Origin of the sequence: Providencia sp. PROV130, assembly GCF_028482225.1 — a bacterium.
GTDB classification, from domain to species: Bacteria; Pseudomonadota; Gammaproteobacteria; order Enterobacterales; family Enterobacteriaceae; genus Providencia; species Providencia rettgeri.
This window is the reverse complement of the sequence record NZ_JAMPQC010000022.1, coordinates 1-16807: the sequence shown is the minus strand read 5'-3', so window position 1 is coordinate 16807 and position 16807 is coordinate 1. Positions and strand designations below refer to the sequence as shown.

15 protein-coding genes are annotated in these 16807 nt (G+C 39.9%); 7 read left to right on the top strand and 8 right to left on the bottom strand.

Annotation, left to right across the window (positions count from 1 at the left end):
* Nucleotides 1-51 precede the first annotated feature (51 nt).
* Entirely contained in the window at nt 52-1026 is a 975-nt protein-coding gene (locus PSF28_RS15190; protein WP_272685294.1) for a glycosyltransferase, read from the top strand.
* A 55-nt stretch (nt 1027-1081) separates the two neighbouring features.
* On the opposite strand, the gene PSF28_RS15185 is transcribed toward PSF28_RS15190, so the two are convergent.
* Nucleotides 1082-2314: an O-antigen ligase family protein gene (locus tag PSF28_RS15185; protein ID WP_272685293.1), complete on the bottom strand. Its 1233-nt coding sequence runs from the start codon at nt 2312-2314 to the stop codon at nt 1082-1084.
* A gap of 4 nt (nt 2315-2318) precedes the next feature.
* Nucleotides 2319-3275: a glycosyltransferase family 2 protein gene (locus PSF28_RS15180; protein WP_272685292.1), complete on the bottom strand. Its 957-nt coding sequence runs from the start codon at nt 3273-3275 to the stop codon at nt 2319-2321.
* Between the two features lie 217 nt (nt 3276-3492).
* On the opposite strand from PSF28_RS15180, the gene mutM reads away from it, so the two are divergent.
* A complete protein-coding gene (gene mutM, locus PSF28_RS15175; protein ID WP_272685291.1) occupies nt 3493-4302 on the top strand; it encodes a bifunctional DNA-formamidopyrimidine glycosylase/DNA-(apurinic or apyrimidinic site) lyase in 810 nt (269 codons plus the stop codon).
* Between the two features lie 10 nt (nt 4303-4312).
* Here mutM and coaD read toward each other — a convergent pair whose 3' ends face one another.
* A complete protein-coding gene (coaD, locus tag PSF28_RS15170; protein WP_210838305.1) occupies nt 4313-4798 on the bottom strand; it encodes a pantetheine-phosphate adenylyltransferase in 486 nt (161 codons plus the stop codon).
* A gap of 191 nt (nt 4799-4989) precedes the next feature.
* Here coaD and waaA point away from each other — a divergent pair, with 191 nt between their 5' ends.
* The gene (gene waaA, locus PSF28_RS15165) at nt 4990-6270 is read left to right on the top strand and encodes a lipid IV(A) 3-deoxy-D-manno-octulosonic acid transferase (protein ID WP_102140551.1); all 1281 of its coding nucleotides are present in this window, start codon (nt 4990-4992) and stop codon (nt 6268-6270) included.
* A 199-nt stretch (nt 6271-6469) separates the two neighbouring features.
* The gene (locus PSF28_RS15160; protein WP_210838307.1) at nt 6470-7936 is read left to right on the top strand and encodes a glycosyltransferase family 39 protein; all 1467 of its coding nucleotides are present in this window, start codon (nt 6470-6472) and stop codon (nt 7934-7936) included.
* A gap of 54 nt (nt 7937-7990) precedes the next feature.
* Here the strand turns inward: PSF28_RS15160 and rfaC are convergent, their stop codons facing one another.
* From rfaC to rfaD, 3 genes are read right to left on the bottom strand one after another with little or no spacing between them, the layout of a single operon-like run.
* A complete protein-coding gene (gene rfaC / locus PSF28_RS15155) occupies nt 7991-8956 on the bottom strand; it encodes a lipopolysaccharide heptosyltransferase RfaC (protein ID WP_272685318.1) in 966 nt (321 codons plus the stop codon).
* Nucleotides 8956-10002, bottom strand: a complete 1047-nt coding sequence (rfaF, locus tag PSF28_RS15150; protein ID WP_102140721.1) for an ADP-heptose--LPS heptosyltransferase RfaF — start codon at nt 10000-10002, stop codon at nt 8956-8958. The genes rfaC and rfaF overlap by 1 nt, the downstream gene beginning before the upstream one ends.
* Nucleotides 10003-10025: 23 nt before the next feature.
* Nucleotides 10026-10964: an ADP-glyceromanno-heptose 6-epimerase gene (gene rfaD / locus PSF28_RS15145; protein ID WP_102140720.1), complete on the bottom strand. Its 939-nt coding sequence runs from the start codon at nt 10962-10964 to the stop codon at nt 10026-10028.
* A 229-nt stretch (nt 10965-11193) separates the two neighbouring features.
* Between rfaD and PSF28_RS15140 the strand changes: the two genes are divergently transcribed.
* Complete coding sequence (locus PSF28_RS15140) at nt 11194-12390, top strand: glycine C-acetyltransferase (RefSeq protein WP_102140719.1); 1197 nt, start codon at nt 11194-11196, stop codon at nt 12388-12390.
* A gap of 10 nt (nt 12391-12400) precedes the next feature.
* The gene (gene tdh, locus PSF28_RS15135; protein ID WP_102140718.1) at nt 12401-13426 is read left to right on the top strand and encodes an L-threonine 3-dehydrogenase; all 1026 of its coding nucleotides are present in this window, start codon (nt 12401-12403) and stop codon (nt 13424-13426) included.
* A gap of 61 nt (nt 13427-13487) precedes the next feature.
* Here the strand turns inward: tdh and PSF28_RS15130 are convergent, their stop codons facing one another.
* Nucleotides 13488-14546: a divergent polysaccharide deacetylase family protein gene (locus PSF28_RS15130; protein ID WP_102140717.1), complete on the bottom strand. Its 1059-nt coding sequence runs from the start codon at nt 14544-14546 to the stop codon at nt 13488-13490.
* Nucleotides 14547-14576: 30 nt separating this feature from the next.
* Complete coding sequence (gene envC, locus PSF28_RS15125; RefSeq protein WP_102140716.1) at nt 14577-15866, bottom strand: murein hydrolase activator EnvC; 1290 nt, start codon at nt 15864-15866, stop codon at nt 14577-14579.
* 433 nt (nt 15867-16299) lie between these two features.
* Here envC and PSF28_RS15120 point away from each other — a divergent pair, with 433 nt between their 5' ends.
* Nucleotides 16300-16737: a rhodanese-like domain-containing protein gene (locus tag PSF28_RS15120; RefSeq protein WP_004265159.1), complete on the top strand. Its 438-nt coding sequence runs from the start codon at nt 16300-16302 to the stop codon at nt 16735-16737.
* Nucleotides 16738-16807 lie beyond the last annotated feature (70 nt).

The following is a 16807-nucleotide window of genomic DNA, read 5'->3' as shown; positions in this document are numbered from 1 at the left end:
AAACTATTACTTATCATTTAGATGATTGAAGTTGGTAAAGGAAAACGAAAAATGATAAACCACGAAATGATCAGAACTCAAATTAAGATTAATGAAAATGATGTGAGTGAAGACAACTATTTTCATATAGCGTATGGTGTTGATGATAAATTTCTCTATGGAGTAGGAACGTCGATTTCATCGGTGATGATTAATAATCAGGATACTCATTTCCATTTTCATATCTTTGTCGATAATTTAAAAGATGAAAATCTTTTTCGTGGACTAGTTGCAAATAGCCAACATAAAATCACTATTTACTTAATAGATAACGAAAAGTTTAAAAAGTTGCCACTTCCTTCGCAAGCTTGGAGTCATGCAATTTATTTTAGATTAGTAATTATCTCGTTTTTATCGACAAAAATTGACAAACTTCTTTATTTAGATGCAGATATTATTTGTAAAGGAAATTTATCTTCTTTAAAAGAATTAGAATTTAATAATGATGTTTTCTTGTATGCAGTAAAGGATAAATTTATTAGCGATAAAAAAACACTACCAATGGATATGGATAAATATTTTAATTCCGGATTTCTGTATATGTCAATTAAACGGATGGCGGAAAATAATATTCCTAATCGTGTTATTGAATTGGTAAGTGAAAATGACTTTACACATCCTGATCAAGATGCATTGAATATTTTACTAAATAATAAGCTTGTCAATATTAGTGAAAACTTTAATTTCATGTTCTCGCTTGATTGGTATATTACTAGTAAAGGGCATATTACCAAAATACCAGATGAAGTCGTCTTTATTCATTTTGTTGGCTTAACCAAACCATTTCATGAATGGGCTAATTTTTACCAAGAATATGCTTTTTTTGAAGTAGCTAGAGCTCATTCTCCATGGAAAAATGTACCATTAATGAAACCTGAAGGGTATAAACAATTATCTCGTAAAAAATCACATTTAAGAAAAAATGGCGACTATATCGGGTTTATAGTTACCACAATAAAATATTTAGTGAAAAAAATCATTAAATAATCTGTAATACCGTATTGATAAAGCCTCGTAATTGTTCAGAATACGAGGCTTCATACTATCTAGATAATACTTTTTTAATCAAAATAGCAGTTAATATATTATACAAGATGAAGATATCGATAAAAATAAACTCAAACAAGCAGTAAACTAAAAAATAACCAATAGATGATACAAATATACCTACATTAAGTATATTTTTTTCTATCCTAATATCTTTGAATAAATCTTTCATGTTAATAAAAAATGCGATTAGGAATAAGGCTAACCCTATAAAACCGATATTGTAAGTGATATTTAAGAAAAAAGGGTCATCATTATGATATACATATATCTTTTTTTTCTCAGAGTAACGTCCAATCTTTTTTTCTGCATTATTATCAAGCAAATATTGGCTGTATGCTACAGAACCATAACCGATTCCAACGAGTTTTATTTTATTTTCATTCATGAAAATAGGGAGTCGGGTAGTGATAATTTTATCTCTACCTGATGTGATATTATTAGAGTAAATAGTTTGATCGATCTTATTCTTAACTTGGGGTAAGGTATAGTATGATACCAATATAATTGATATAGCTAAAATACCCAGTCTAAAGCTATTGATAATTAAATTCTTATAATTAGATGACAATAGTAATAGGATAAAAAAAGATTCAATAACGACAGCAAGTATACCACCACGACTGCCTGTATATAGCAAAAATAAAAATGCTAAGATTGATAAAAATAACATCAGCGTTCTTAAAAATTTCGTTTTAAATAGAAAAAATGCACTGAATGTAAATGGAAATAGCAACGACATATAGTGTGCAAAACCATATCTAAGCTGTAGATATAAAGGTAAATCACTATCTTTAAACTGTTTTAATATTGGGATAATAAATAAGGTGAAAGCGAGGGTACAGATCAGAGCATAGGTAATCGTTTTACTTGATTTTGGCAATTCGCTTTTGAAAACGACTAAGAATAAAGAAATAATAACGACGTAACGCCAGTCATCAAAAAAAGCTTTTAATGCGGCTAATGTAAAATCAGCATATGTGAAAAATAGTGCACAAAATAACCCCCAGGCACCAAAGAGAAACAACATTTTCCGAGTTTTAACGATAGTGAGTATGTCATGCCAAGGGTTGATTTTATTTTTGACAGCGGTGTAGATAGTATATAGTAGCAATATGACCGCGGAAACATTCAATACCCCTTGAGTATCATTAGTAAACATCCCTAGTATAACTAGAAAAAGTAGTAAAAAAGGGAATTGAGACACGACATAACTGTTATTTTTCACGACATTACCTATTTTTGGTACGAAACTGACAATATTGTTTTAAAAAAGCTAATTGAAGTCTATCTTTTAATTTTAAATATTTTTTGAAAATACACGTTGCTTGTTTTATTTGGTATATCTCTTCATGAGTAAGAGGTGCTGCTGTATTTCTGGAGATAGATTTTTTCAGTAAGTGTAACGTTTCGGACAGTGTTTTGCTCAACATTTTCGTTACTTCATCACCATAAATAAGCGCAATAAAGGAAAGCTCTGCCATTACATAAATGAGGCTATTAATATCACTTCGCCTAAACGTTTGGGTAATACTAGTTTCATTAACACGATAATGAATTAATGTTTTGTTAATGCTATAAATATTTTTGCTTTTTAGGTAAAGCTTTGGGGTTGTTGCCATATCTTCATAGAGAACTCTATCAGGATAGTGTATGCCAATGAGTTTAAATAAATCACTTTTATATATTCTAGACCAAGCAAACCATTTTTTATTTTTGAAGACGGGGTATAAGTCTTGAACACAGTCTATTGTTGTTGCCCCACAATAGTGAGTGGTTGAAATGATTTTTGTTTTAGATGGCTCGCTATCTTCGAACTTTACAGTATCAAATTCAATAATATCATAAATCGAGTGTGAGATAATGGGGGATATATTTTGATAAAAATTGTCATCAAAATAGTCATCTGCATCTAAAAATGCAATATATTCACCAGAAGCAACAGAGATACCGTGATTTCTGGCTTTAGATAACCCGCCATTTTCTCTTTTAATGTAGTGAATATTCTTATTATCATATTTATGTAATATATTATGAATGATATTTTCGCTACTATCCGTTGAACCATCATTAATAATTATTAATTCAACGCTGTTATCCATAAATGATAATACAGAGGCCAAACATGCCTCAATATATTTTTCTGAGTTATAGCAGGGTACAACGATAGATAACTTAATATTTGTCATAAAAAACATACCAGTTTTTAAACTTAGTGCTATGGTCAAATATCAATTATATTGATGGAAAGGTGCTTAAATGTAAATACGTATCTTATCATTTGTTCCTATTGGTGATGATACAAATGTGTTATCAGCCAGTCTGCATTATATTTGAATTTATAACATAGCCGTGGTTTAGTAACATAAATTTATTATGAGTAGCATAAATAGCTGGGAATAGATAATGCCAGAACTACCCGAAGTTGAAACCAGTCGTCGTGGGATAGAGCCACATTTAGTTGGTAATACAATCTCTTACGCCATTGTGCGTAACGGTCGTTTACGTTGGCCGGTTAGTGAACAAATTAAAAGTTTATCAGATGAAGCGGTTTTAAGTGTCCAACGTCGAGCCAAATATTTGCTGATTGAATTGCAAAAAGGTTGGATTATTGTTCACTTGGGAATGTCTGGTAGTGTGCGTATTCTGACCGAAGAATTGCCTGAAGAAAAGCATGACCATGTGGATTTAGTCATGCGAGACGGTAAGGTTTTGCGCTATACGGATCCTCGCCGGTTTGGCGCTTGGCTCTGGTGTGATGATTTAGAAAACAGTTCGGTACTTGCACACTTAGGGCCTGAGCCATTATCAGACGCCTTTAACCCGCAATATCTTTATGAATTAGCGCAAAAGAAAAAAGTGGCCGTTAAGCCATGGTTAATGGATAACAAAGTGGTTGTTGGTGTGGGTAATATTTATGCTAATGAAGCATTATTTGCGACAAAAATATCACCTGAAAAAATTACAAATACCTTAACGTTAACTGAAATTACTGAACTAGTGTTGCAGATCAAAAAGGTGTTACAGCGCTCTATTGAACAAGGTGGTACGACACTAAAAGATTTTTTACAGTCGGATGGTAAACCGGGCTACTTTGCCCAAGAACTGTTTGTTTATGGAAAAAAGGGTGAACCTTGCTCAATGTGTGGCACGCCAATAGAAAGCATTAAACAGGGGCAACGTAGCACCTTCTTTTGTCCGCAATGTCAAAAATAGCGAGATCTAGCTATTTTTTATTGAGTTTCTTTAGCATTGCCTCAGCAACCACTGGGGGTAGGAAAGACGAAATATCACCATCGTGAAGTGCAACATCCTTGATTAATGAAGAAGAAACAAAGGATAAACTTTGCGATGGTAATAAAAATACGGTTTCCAAGTCAGGAACAAAGTGCCGGTTCATATTTGCTAACTGCCACTCATATTCGAAATCAGCTACAGAACGAACTCCACGAATAAGAATATTGGCGCCATTTTTTTGCGCAAAATTAGCCATAAGCTCAGAAAACCCAACAACTTCAACATTATCAAGGTGAGATGTCACTTCTTTCGCAAGGGCGACGCGCTCATCAAGGGAAAACATCGGGTTTTTTCGTTGGCTATTAGCAATAGCCAACAGGATATGGTCAAACATTGCTGCTGCTCGGGTAACAATATCAACATGTCCTGATGTTACTGGGTCGAACGTACCAGGGTAAATAGCCTTGTGTATCATGATGATAGTATCTCGTTGTTTGTATTATCTATTCGAAAAAATAGCATGAATAAGCGTTAACAGTATCGGCTATCTAGTAGGGTTGCAACTGTAGATGAGATTTTACTGCTATTTTTAGGTGCATATTCTACACACTTTTATTTGCGCTTTATGATAAGATAGCGCCAATTTTGGTAAGTGAATCAGATCGAATGTTATTGCTGCGTCTATATCAGGTACTTCTTTATCTTATCCAACCATTTATATGGGTTCGCCTATTGCTGCGCAGCCGTAAAGCGCCTGCGTATCGTAAACGCTGGGGTGAGCGATACGGCTTTTGTGCGGGAAAAGTAAAACCTCAAGGCATTTTATTACATTCAGTTTCTGTCGGGGAAACCCTCGCAGCCGTTCCACTAGTCCGCGCACTTCGCCATCATTATCCGTCTTTGCCAATAACAGTAACCACGATGACGCCAACAGGCTCAGAGCGTGTGCTTTCTGCATTTGGTGACGACGTCGACCACGTTTATTTACCCTATGACCTTCCTGGCTCAATGCACCGCTTCCTGAAACAAGTTGACCCAAAACTTGTGATCATAATGGAAACTGAGCTATGGCCAAACATGATTAACCAATTGCATAAACGTAAAATTCCATTGGTTATTGCAAATGCAAGACTTTCTGAGCGTTCTGCTGCAGGGTATCAAAAGCTGGGTAGCTTTGTGAAACGAATGCTTCGTAATGTCACTATGGTCGCAGCACAGCATCAGGAAGATGGTGAACGTTTCGTTCAATTAGGGTTGCGGCGAATGCAATTGAGTGTCACGGGGAGCCTGAAGTTTGATATCTCTGTGACGCCTGAATTAGCTGTTAGGGCAATAACTTTACGGCGCCAATGGGCGGCGCATCGCCCCGTTTGGATAGCGACCAGTACTCACGAGGGTGAAGAAGCGATTGTCTTAGAAACACATCAAAAATTATTATCTCGTTTTCCTGATTTATTGTTAATTTTAGTCCCTCGCCATCCAGAACGCTTTGCCAAAGCAGAAGAACTAACTCAAAAAGCCGGTTTAACCTTTATTCGTCGCAGTGCGAATACGATTCCGTCCGCAGATGTTCAAGTGGTGATTGGTGATACCATGGGTGAACTGATGCTGTTATATGGAATTGCAGACATTGCTTTTGTCGGGGGAAGCTTGGTCGAAACTGGGGGGCACAACCCGCTCGAAGCGGCTGCTCATGCGCTACCCGTGTTAATGGGGCCTCACACATTTAATTTCAAAGATATTTGTGGAAAATTAACTCAAGCAGATGGCTTAATTACGGTGACAGACAGTGAATCAATGGTCCAAGCCGTGACCAGTTTACTTTCTGATGAAGATTACCGGTTATATTATGGGCGTCATGCCGCCGAGGTTCTTCATGAGAACCAAGGTGCTCTTCAACGATTATTAAAACTGTTGCAACCCTATTTACCTCCGAGAGAGCAATAAAGCTAAGTAATGTCTTTTTTTGAGTATTAACTTGAACATTACAGCAATGAATTGCGAATATTTTATGGCACATCCTAGTATTGCATTTAAACTATAGTAGACTGCGTCGTTTATTATAGAGTCATTCGATTTGGTTTATTACTATAAGGGTAGTATCCAAATGGAATGTTGGAACTTTTGCTTATCTTTCTAAGACTATATGCCAGCCACTAATCAATCAATTTCAAATAAATATGTTTATTTATGGGTCATAAGCTATGCCATCGTTTGGATCTTAGCGAGTTTTTATTTCGACCCAACCGTACCTTATGACACAGTAGAAGCAGTGAACTGGGGAATGAATGGAGAGTGGGGATCACCTAAAAACCCATGGTTTGTTGGCGTGATGATGTGGCCTGCAATTTATCTTGATATCTCCTACAGCTTTTATTGGTATTTTAGCCATTTTGTGGGTATTGCATTTGGCTTACTTGGGGTATGGAAGCTAGCTTTTCGTTTGACTGGGCGTCGTGATTTCGCTTGGTTTGCAATGCTAATGTTGAATTTATCTGGTGTCATTAATTTCGATATCATTCCTTATAATGATAACTATATTTTAGTGACATTATGGCCTTGGGTTATTTATTTCTTTTTACGTGCTGTTGATGATAACCCAGCATGGTGGTTACCATTTGCCTTATTTGCGGGTCTTGCAACTATGGGTAAATACTCAACCTTGGCGCTAGTTGGGTCTGTTTTCTTATTGACCCTATTTGTAAAACAAGTTCGCCAAAGCTATCGTCATCCTGTTTTTTACCTAGCGATAGTTTTGTGGTTTGCTTTGGTATTGCCAAATTTCTTTTGGTTGATGGCAACGGATTTTTCGGCTTTCAAATGGGTAGATTCACAAATCGACCCTGGGTTTAATCTTCACACCACACAAGCCGCACTTAGCGTGTTTTATCCGTTAGTGATTGCTGCGATTATTGTTTATTGCAGTGGTGGAAAATTAGGGTGGCCTAAAGCGTTGCCTAACCGCATGGCTAACTTTATTCTTCTTTTTCCACTGGTTGTGATATACGGCTGGTTCTCTTTCCACGATGGTGGTCGAATAACTGAATGGTTGCAGCCATTTATGGCTATTAGTGCGCCTTTATTTGTTGGCTCAATAACCGTGATGCCAAGAAAACCGTTTAAGAAGTCATTAGTTGGTTTTGCCATTTTTGGTGTTTTAGTAGTGGTTGGTTATATCACGGTTCAGGCTGCGAATATCCGTGGAGCAGGGCAAAAATTTATTGGCGTAAAAACCTTGATAGCAGACGGGGAACAACGTTGGTACCAGCGCTATGGCACACCGGTTAAATATGTTGGCGGCGAAGATAACCAATATCAATGGTTTATTATTTATGGGAAAGATAGGCCGCATGTGATCCAACCTTGGTCAATGGAAAAACATATGCCGCCAAATGTGTACAACCGGGATATTACTGAAGCCGAAATTCGTCAACATGGTGCATTATTGCTGGGCAAGAAATACGATGATTGCGCCCATGAAAACTTTGCCAAGGTGCGTAAGTTCTGGCCGCAGTTTACGATAGAAAAAGAAGATGTGATTTATCGTTCTGAACCGGATGCCGCCCCTGAAACCATGTGCTTTGGGTTTATTGCGCCGGAAAATATGAAATAGGGCATAGTAAGCTGGTATAAATAAACGGTTACTTTATATTCAAAAGTTAACCGTTTACTTTATCTTGTTAACCAGGTGCCGATAAACTTCGTCAGCTCTAATACTTGCCATCGAATTATCAACTGACCTAATTTTATGCTGCCCTTGCCCATATCCCCCAATCAAGCCGGGGTCAGTAGGCCCAAACAGGGTAAAATTAGGTTTATCAAGTGCCGCTGTTAAATGGCTAAGCCCAGTATCGACAGAAACCACCGCTTTAGCGTTTGCAATTTGCTTTGCAACTTCAGCTAATGTGAGTTTAGGTAAGACCTCAACAAAATCAAAGCCTTTTGCTAATCGTTCTGCTCGTTGCTGCTCATGAGGTGCTCCCCAGGGCAATTTAATTTTGATACCACTTTCAGCCATCAGTCCAATAAGTTCTCGCCAATTTTCTTCAGGCCAATGTTTATCATCACGGGTAGTTGAATGCAAAAAAATGACATAAGGGCTTTGATGCTCTTCTGCTGACTGTAAAAAGTGTCGAGCAATCGCGTAATCGCCTTGTTGTGTTGGGCAAGTGTAACCAAGGCTTTTGGCAAATAACTGGCGAATACGTTCAACGGCATGTTGTTGTTTGCTGATTGCATAACGATGGTCATAAAAGAAGCTGGCTAATGGTTCGCGAATACTATGGCGGTCATAGCCATGTTTATCGCCATGCGCTAAGCGGGTGACAAGAAAAGCGCTCTTTAATAACCCTTGTGCATCAATGACAGCATCATAATGTGTTGCTTGTAATTTCTTGCGAAATTCAGCACGTTCGGCTCTGATCGGCGCAGAAAACCAATTTTTTCGCCAGCGGCGAATGGCCACAGGGATCACTCGGTTAATAGCGCTGTGCCATGTTGGAATTTGCGCAAAGCCTTCCTCAACGACCCAATCGAATTGAATACCCGATATGGCTTGCTGTGCATCGGTCAGTGCAGGTAATGAGTGTAAAACATCTCCCATTGAAGATGTCTTGACTAATAATACTCTCATCATTCAATACCTATATTTAACCGAGCTAACGCATCGATAACTAATTGAGGTTGGATATCAATTAAACTTTGGTGATAACCACTTTCACCGTCACCTTTACGCACTTTGTGATACCCCGTAATTAGGCGGATTACTTCTGCTTTATCTGATAATGGCGGGGTAAAATCAGGGCTACTTGGGCCATACAGGGCGACAAGCGGTTTACCTAGCGCTGCCGCGACATGCATCAAACCAGAGTCATTACTGACAACTGCAGTACAGGCATCAATTAGATTAACGGCTTGTTCTAAAGATGTTTTTCCTGAAAAATTATGGCAATGTAATTTCGCATCATCGGTCAGCTCTAAACGGATGGCTTCACCTGCCTCGTGGTCTTTTTGTGAACCAAATAGCAGTACTTGATAGCCTTTTTGGCTAATCAGTGTTTGAGCAAGAGAGGAGTAGTGATAGTGAGGCCAACGTTTGGCGGGGCCGAACTCTGCGCCTGGGCAAAAACCAATAATAGGGCGAGAACCATCAACCCCAAAAGTTTGCAGGGTGTTAGTAACTTCTTGCGGCACCGTCACTAGTTTAGGCGGTAAAATGGGTGTCGGAATATCGGAAGCTGATTTAATAGTTTGCTTATCATAAGCAAGAGCAACATATCTCTGCACCATTAAAGGAAAAGCTTCTTTATTTAGTGGACGAATATCATTGAGTAGGCCATAGCGCATTTCTCCACGCCATCCCGTTCTTTTAGGGATTTTTGCAAAGAAAGGCACAAATGCAGACTTTAAGGAATTTGGTAACACAATAGCTTGATCATAGCCATTTGCCCGCAAACTCTTACCTAATCGACGACGTTCCCCAATTTCCAAAGCACCATGTCCGAGAGGCATAGGAATGGCTTCGTTAACCTCGGGCATTTTGGCGAGTAAAGGACGGCACCATTGTGGTGCCATCACATCAATCTGTGCATGGGGATGTAAGGCCTTGATCGTACGATAAAGGCTTTGTGACATCATCATATCCCCTACCCATGAGGGGCCGATCACCAATATTTTCATAAATGATTCTTCAGAAATAAGCGTTATGCGTCTTTATTGAGCAAATGCATATATTCGGTGACACCTTCTGCAACCGTTTTAAAGGGGGCAGTATAGCCGGCGGCACGTAGCTTAGTGAGGTCAGCTTGTGTGAAGCTTTGGTAGCGACCTTTTAATTTTTCAGGGAATTCAATGTATTCGATGGCCACATTTTTATCTTTATGAAATTCAGTGACTGCATCAGCAACGGCTTGGAAAGATTCCGCACGCCCTGTTCCGCAGTTAAAAATACCTGAGACATTATTTTCCCAGAACCATAAGTTTACCGCGGCCACATCACCCACATAAATAAAATCACGGCGGAAAGTATCGCTCCCTTCGAACAGTTTTGGACTTTGCCCTTCATTAATTTGTTTATTTAAATGATAAGCAACGCTTGCCATGCTGCCTTTATGGTCTTCATTTGGCCCATAGACATTGAAATAGCGGAAACCACAGACTTGTGAGTTAGTTTCTGGCAGGATTTCACGCACATATTGGTCAAATTGGAATTTCGAATAACCATAGACATTTAATGGTTTTTCGAATTGGCGCTCTTCAATAAAGTTATCGCTACGACCACCATAGGTTGCTGCAGAAGAAGCATACAAGAATGGGATTTCGCGATCTAAACAATAGTGTAGTAACTCTTTCGAATACTGATAGTTATTGTCCATCATATACTTGCCATCCCACTCCGTGGTTGACGAGCAAGCACCTTCATGGAATACCGCATCGACATCACCGAAATCGTCACCCGCAATGATACTGCCAATAAAATCTTCTTTATCTGCATAATCCGCAATATCAAGGTCAACAAGGTTAGCGAATTTAGTCCCGTCTTTCAGATTATCAACGACTAGGATATCTGTACGGCCGATTGCATTTAGGGCTTTAATAATATTGCTACCAATAAAACCAGCTCCGCCAGTGACTATGATCATTGGGTATACCTCAAATGGGTTAAGAAAATAGAATCGTAATTGGTGACTATAATAACATCTCTTGGCGCAGACGGTAGCATTGATAGAAGAGAATTGAGCTGACACTTAAATGAGAACAAGGGAAATATCGTGATCTTGGCAGCAAACTTGACTTATTTATGCTGTGAATATCGCCACTTGTAGAGACTATTATTAAACTCTATTAATAGCCACTTCACAGGAAGAAATCATGTCAGAAAGATTTTATCAGCAGATCCAAGAGCAATTGGTGCAAATTGAAGCCGACGGGTTATTCAAAAATGAACGCATTATTACTTCGTCACAAGATGCTGACATTGAAATTGTTGGCGGTCAACGGGTTATTAATTTCTGTGCTAACAATTACCTAGGGCTTGCAAACCATCCGGCATTGATTGAGGCAGCAAAGCAAGGAATGGATAGCCATGGCTTTGGCATGGCATCGGTAAGGTTTATTTGCGGGACTCAAGATAGCCACAAAGTACTAGAAAGCAAAATTGCTGACTTTCTTGGGATGGAAGATGCCATTCTTTACTCTTCCTGTTTTGATGCGAACGGAGGGTTGTTCGAAACGTTGTTAGGCCCTGAAGATGCCATTATTTCAGATGCATTAAATCATGCGTCAATTATTGATGGGGTTAGGTTAAGCAAGGCTAAACGTTACCGTTACAGCAATAATAATATGGTGGAATTAAAAGCACGTTTAGAGGAAGCCAAAACGGCAGGGGCTCGCCATATTTTGATTGCCACAGATGGTGTGTTCTCGATGGATGGTGTCATCGCGGATTTAAAATCCATTTGTGACCTTGCCGACGAATACCAAGCATTGGTGATGGTGGATGATTCACATGCTGTTGGTTTTGTTGGGGAAAATGGCCGTGGTAGCCATGAGTACTGCGATGTGATGGGGCGTATTGATATTATCACGGGGACATTAGGTAAAGCCCTTGGCGGTGCATCTGGTGGTTATACGGCAGCGAAAAAAGAGGTTGTTGAATGGCTGCGTCAGCGTTCTCGACCTTATTTATTTTCGAACTCACTCGCTCCTGCAATTGTAGCCGCATCTATCAAAGTGATCGATATGATGAAAGAAGGTCACTCATTACGTGAGAAGTTATGGCGTAATGCTGTGTTATTTAGGGAAAAAATGACAGCAGCGGGTTTCAGCTTGGCTGGAGCAGACCATGCCATCATCCCAGTCATGTTAGGCGAAGCTAAACTCGCCCAAATTTTTGCAAAAGAGCTACTTGATGAAGGTATTTATGTCACGGGCTTTTTCTATCCTGTTGTGCCGCAAGGTCTGGCACGTATTCGCACTCAAATGTCTGCAGCGCATAGTGAGGAGGATATTTTACACGCTGTTGATGCATTCACCCGCATTGGTAGAAAACTAAAAATAATCAAATAAAAGGTCTTTTATGAAAGCACTGTCCAAACTGAAAGCTGAACCAGGTATATGGATGACGGATGTTCCGAAACCGGAACTCGGGCACAATGATGTGATGATCAAAATTCGCAAAACGGCAATTTGTGGTACGGATGTACATATCTATAACTGGGATGAATGGTCACAAAAAACTATTCCTGTCCCAATGGTTGTCGGTCATGAGTATATAGGGGAAATTGTTGCAATTGGGCAGGAAGTCAAAGGCTTTAAAATTGGTGACCGAGTGTCAGGGGAAGGGCATATTACTTGTGGCCATTGTCGAAATTGTCGCGGCGGGCGTACCCATCTTTGCCGCAATACAATTGGAGTTGGGGTTAACCGAGAAGGGTGTTTTGCTGAATATTTGGTGATCCCCGCATTTAATGCTTTTAAAATTCCCGATAACATTCCTGATGAAATAGCGGCGATTTTTGACCCATTTGGTAATGCAGTTCATACGGCACTTTCTTTTGATTTAGTGGGGGAAGATGTGCTGGTTTCCGGCGCTGGGCCTATTGGTATCATGGCAGCCGCAGTGTGCCGACATGTGGGAGCACGCCATGTTGTTATCACGGATGTGAATGATTATCGACTTGAACTCGCGAAAAAAATGGGGGTTTCCCGTGCCGTGAACGTCAGTCGTGAAAATTTAAAAGACGTGATGAACGAATTGGGAATGAAAGAAGGTTTTGATGTTGCATTAGAAGTTTCTGGTGCGCGAGCCGCTTTTCAGACCATGTTAGACACCATGAACCACGGTGGCAGAATCGCCCTATTAGGGATTCCGCCTGCCTCAATGGCAACGGATTGGAGCCAAGTGATCTTTAAAGGGTTATTTATTAAAGGGATCTACGGCCGAGAAATGTTCGAAACATGGTACAAAATGGCGACACTCATTCAATCTGGTTTAGATTTATCACCAATTATCACTCATCAATTCCCCATTGATGAGTTCCAAAGAGGCTTTGATATCATGCGTTCAGGCCAATCTGGTAAAGTGATTTTAAACTGGGATTAAATTTTTATCATATCCAGTCCCCTTCTTGGCTTTTGCACTAAGAAGGGGGAATACAAATGGCTTACTGCTGTTGCTTGAAAAGCGGGCGTTTTTGCGCTTTATCGCCCGAAACCAGCAGGGGTTGTAAAGCCTTATCGTTATAAATACTCTCAACAACAAACATAATAAAATCAATTCCCTGTCTCTTAGAGGTTGGTAATGTAAACTCACATATACCAAGCTCTTGCGGAATAATTACATTTTCTGGTTGGCTAACGGTCTCAGGTTGCCCAATAACAGCTTCTTCGATTGGCGCTGTTTTTATTTCATTTTGCATTGATTGTTCGGACTGAGGCTGTGCCTTCTTCGCTTCCTCAGATAACATTCTTAACGATGTTGGTTGTTTAGTTTTAGATTGAGGGCTCAGCAGAGCACTAACGGCAACTAATTCAACATCAGCAGGAAGTTGGGCAAGGTATTTTTGCAAGGTCCGAACGGTAGATGGGTGCGGATGGCCAATGGCAACCGCACTGCCGTGTTTACGTGCATAAGCAACGGCTTTATTCAACTGAGTGCGCGTTTCTTCTTCCGATTGGTGGTTATCAATAAAAATATGGCGACGTAACGTGGGAACGCCGTATTCCTTGGCGGCATTACCTGCTTGGGTATTGCCAATAGTCACGCTATCGAGGAAAAATAAGTTTGATTTTGACAGGCTGTGCATCACATGGCGCATTCCTGCCAAGTTAGACGTCATCTCACTTCCCATGTGGTTATTCATGCCTTTTGCATAGGGAACCCGGCTTATCGCATTCTTAATAATACGGTCAATTTCCTCTGCACTCATCGATGGGGCTAATGTGTCTTTCTCTAATGGTTGCTTGCTCAATGGTTTCATTGGCATATGGATAAGAATATCGCGTCCTTGCTGGTGCGCTTTTTCTGCGACTTCACGACCATGAGGAGAGCTTGGCAAAATGGCAATAGTCACCGCTGGGGGTAAGGCTAAAATTTGGTTATCTTCCTTGACGCGATATCCGAAATCGTCAATCACAATCGCTAATTTTGCAGCACTCACCGGTAGACACATCATTAATAATGAGAAGAGAATGAGTGGCCGAAAGGGTAGGTGCTTCAACATAACGTTATCCTAATTAATTGAATTTAAAATTTATCGTCCTAACCATGGACGAGGGTTCACGGTTTTACCTTGTCTGCGAATTTCAAAATAGAGGGCCGGACGTTCTTGGCCGCCACTGCTACCCACTAAGGCGATAGGTTGGCCTGCTCTAACCTCTTGGCCAACATTCACTAAGGCACTTTGGTTATAACCATACAGGCTCATATCCCCTTTACCGTGTTCAACGACGACAACGAGCCCATAGCCTTGTAACCAGTCAGCCAGTAACACGCGCCCATCGGCGATGGCCTTGACTTGCGTTCCTTCATTAGCGGCGATAACCATGCCTTTCCAACGCAGTTCGCTGGAAATGACATCACCATAGTTATGGAGCAATGAGCCGCGAACTGGCCAAATAGCTTGCCCAGCAGGGCGCCCTAAACCGCCAGTACGAGACATCAGTGAACGTTCGCTCTCTGACGGTTTATAGGTTGAGCCTTTCTGTTTGGCTTGACGTTCTTTTTCAGCGACTTGTGCGCGAATACGTGCGGCTTCTTTGGCCTCTCGCTCTGCTCTGGCCTTAGCTTCACGTTCGGCGCGAGCAATTTTGTCGCGTAATCTCGCTTCGTTTTGTTTTAGAACAGCAAGATTTTTTTGGTCTTCTTTTAATGTACTTTCAAGAGCGTTTAAGGTTTTTTGCCGCGAAGAGCGTGCATTATCCAGCTTGCGTTTTTCTTGTTGTTGGCGAGCCAGCGTTGTTTTTTGTTCGGCTTGTTTTTTTTGTTCGAGTTGTTTTTGTTCTTGTAGCTCTTTCGTGGTTTCTTCTAAAGCAGCAATGTTTTTTTCACGCGCCTGATTTAAATAGCTGTAATAGGCCAAAATGCGTTCTTCTCGTTGGCCTTCTTCACCTTTGAAAATGAGGGTTAACCCTTGGTGTTTACCTAACCGGAAGGCAGCGTCTAGTTGGTCAGCTAATAATTTTTCTTGTTGTTGTTTTTTGGTTTGTAGCTGCTTGATATTGCTATTTAAGGAAACAATTTCTTTATCTAATTGTTTTAGCTGATTTTGAGTTTCATGCAGGCTACGCCCTGCGGCGGAAATACTTTGTTCTTGTTGTTTAAGTTGCTCAAGCAGCGCTGAGCGCTTGGCTTGTTGTTCTTTTACGCTTTTTTCTTTTTCAGCAATACTTTTGAGTAAATCATGTAATTGCCCTTTATTTTCAGTGATCTGGTTGGCAAACACAGCTTGTGTTGGGGCGAGCACAAGCAACCCTAACCCAAAGAGAGCGCTAATAGCCTGACGAATAAATGAAACTTTCATTCGATGATGTGTATTGGCCATCGTGATAAATCACCTCAATTAAATGCAATAACTGATTATTTCATCTGCAAGTGATGGTTTCCAGCACTGTCTAACAAATAGTATTGAAAACATTTATAAATTCGGACTTTTGCCCTGAATCAGAACTATATTAAGTCAAATAACACAGTTTTATTATCACTGATTTATTTTGTATAGCCAGTATTCAATACTTTTTTCTTATTCACTGCCTATTTGAAGCACGATTTAGACCTGTTTCGCACGTTTATGATAAAATATTTGCGTACCGCTTCGAAACAGAAAAGCGATTTTTCAGTGAACGGTGTTAATTTTGCGTGCCTTAGCGCAAAAAAAATAAGCTAGTTTGCGGGAATTGGCTGTAATTAGCTCAACACAAAGGTATACTCAGAACCCTTTGATATTCGTTTTTAACTAACGGGAGTGATTGCCCCCCATGATCCAAGAAATCATGCAATTTGTAAGCCGGAACATGTTATTGAGTCTGGTTTGGATAGCGCTATTAGTTGCTGTGGTTGTTATGACCTTTAAAGGCCTTTTCTCTAAAACGAAAGTGATTGCTCGTTCACAAGCGATTACACTGATTAATAAAGAAGAGGCGGTTGTTGTCGATTTACGTTCTCGCGATGATTTCCGTAAAGGGCACATTATTGATTCTATTAACTTAACACCGTCTGAAATTAAAGAGAATAATTTAGGTGAATTAGAAAAACACAAACAGAAACCAGTGATTATCGTTTCTGCGAGTGGTATGGAATCAGGTAAACCTGCTGAACAGCTGGCACAACACGGTTTTGAAAAAGTCTTTGTCCTGAAAGAAGGGATCTCTGGCTGGGCAGGTGAAAACCTTCCGCTAGCTCGTGGTAAGAAGTAGTTATCCAGCATGTATTTGCTCCCAAGTTATATTCGCAGTATGTGACTTGGGTAGTGTAATGCAGCGAACA

Bases quoted from the DNA above. Each gene is read 5' to 3' on its own strand.
- PSF28_RS15190 (WP_272685294.1), top strand. From the start codon at position 52: ATGATAAACCACGAAATGATCAGAACTCAAATTAAGATTAATGAAAAT.
- PSF28_RS15180 (WP_272685292.1), bottom strand. From the start codon at position 3,275: ATGACAAATATTAAGTTATCTATCGTTGTACCCTGCTATAACTCAGAA.
- mutM (WP_272685291.1), top strand. From the start codon at position 3,493: ATGCCAGAACTACCCGAAGTTGAAACCAGTCGTCGTGGGATAGAGCCA.
- coaD (WP_210838305.1), bottom strand. From the start codon at position 4,798: ATGATACACAAGGCTATTTACCCTGGTACGTTCGACCCAGTAACATCA.
- waaA (WP_102140551.1), top strand. From the start codon at position 4,990: ATGTTATTGCTGCGTCTATATCAGGTACTTCTTTATCTTATCCAACCA.
- PSF28_RS15160 (WP_210838307.1), top strand. From the start codon at position 6,470: ATGCCAGCCACTAATCAATCAATTTCAAATAAATATGTTTATTTATGG.
- rfaC (WP_272685318.1), bottom strand. From the start codon at position 8,956: ATGAGAGTATTATTAGTCAAGACATCTTCAATGGGAGATGTTTTACAC.
- rfaF (WP_102140721.1), bottom strand. From the start codon at position 10,002: ATGAAAATATTGGTGATCGGCCCCTCATGGGTAGGGGATATGATGATG.
- rfaD (WP_102140720.1), bottom strand. From the start codon at position 10,964: ATGATCATAGTCACTGGCGGAGCTGGTTTTATTGGTAGCAATATTATT.
- PSF28_RS15140 (WP_102140719.1), top strand. From the start codon at position 11,194: ATGTCAGAAAGATTTTATCAGCAGATCCAAGAGCAATTGGTGCAAATT.
- tdh (WP_102140718.1), top strand. From the start codon at position 12,401: ATGAAAGCACTGTCCAAACTGAAAGCTGAACCAGGTATATGGATGACG.
- PSF28_RS15130 (WP_102140717.1), bottom strand. From the start codon at position 14,546: ATGTTGAAGCACCTACCCTTTCGGCCACTCATTCTCTTCTCATTATTA.
- envC (WP_102140716.1), bottom strand. From the start codon at position 15,866: ATGGCCAATACACATCATCGAATGAAAGTTTCATTTATTCGTCAGGCT.
- PSF28_RS15120 (WP_004265159.1), top strand. From the start codon at position 16,300: ATGATCCAAGAAATCATGCAATTTGTAAGCCGGAACATGTTATTGAGT.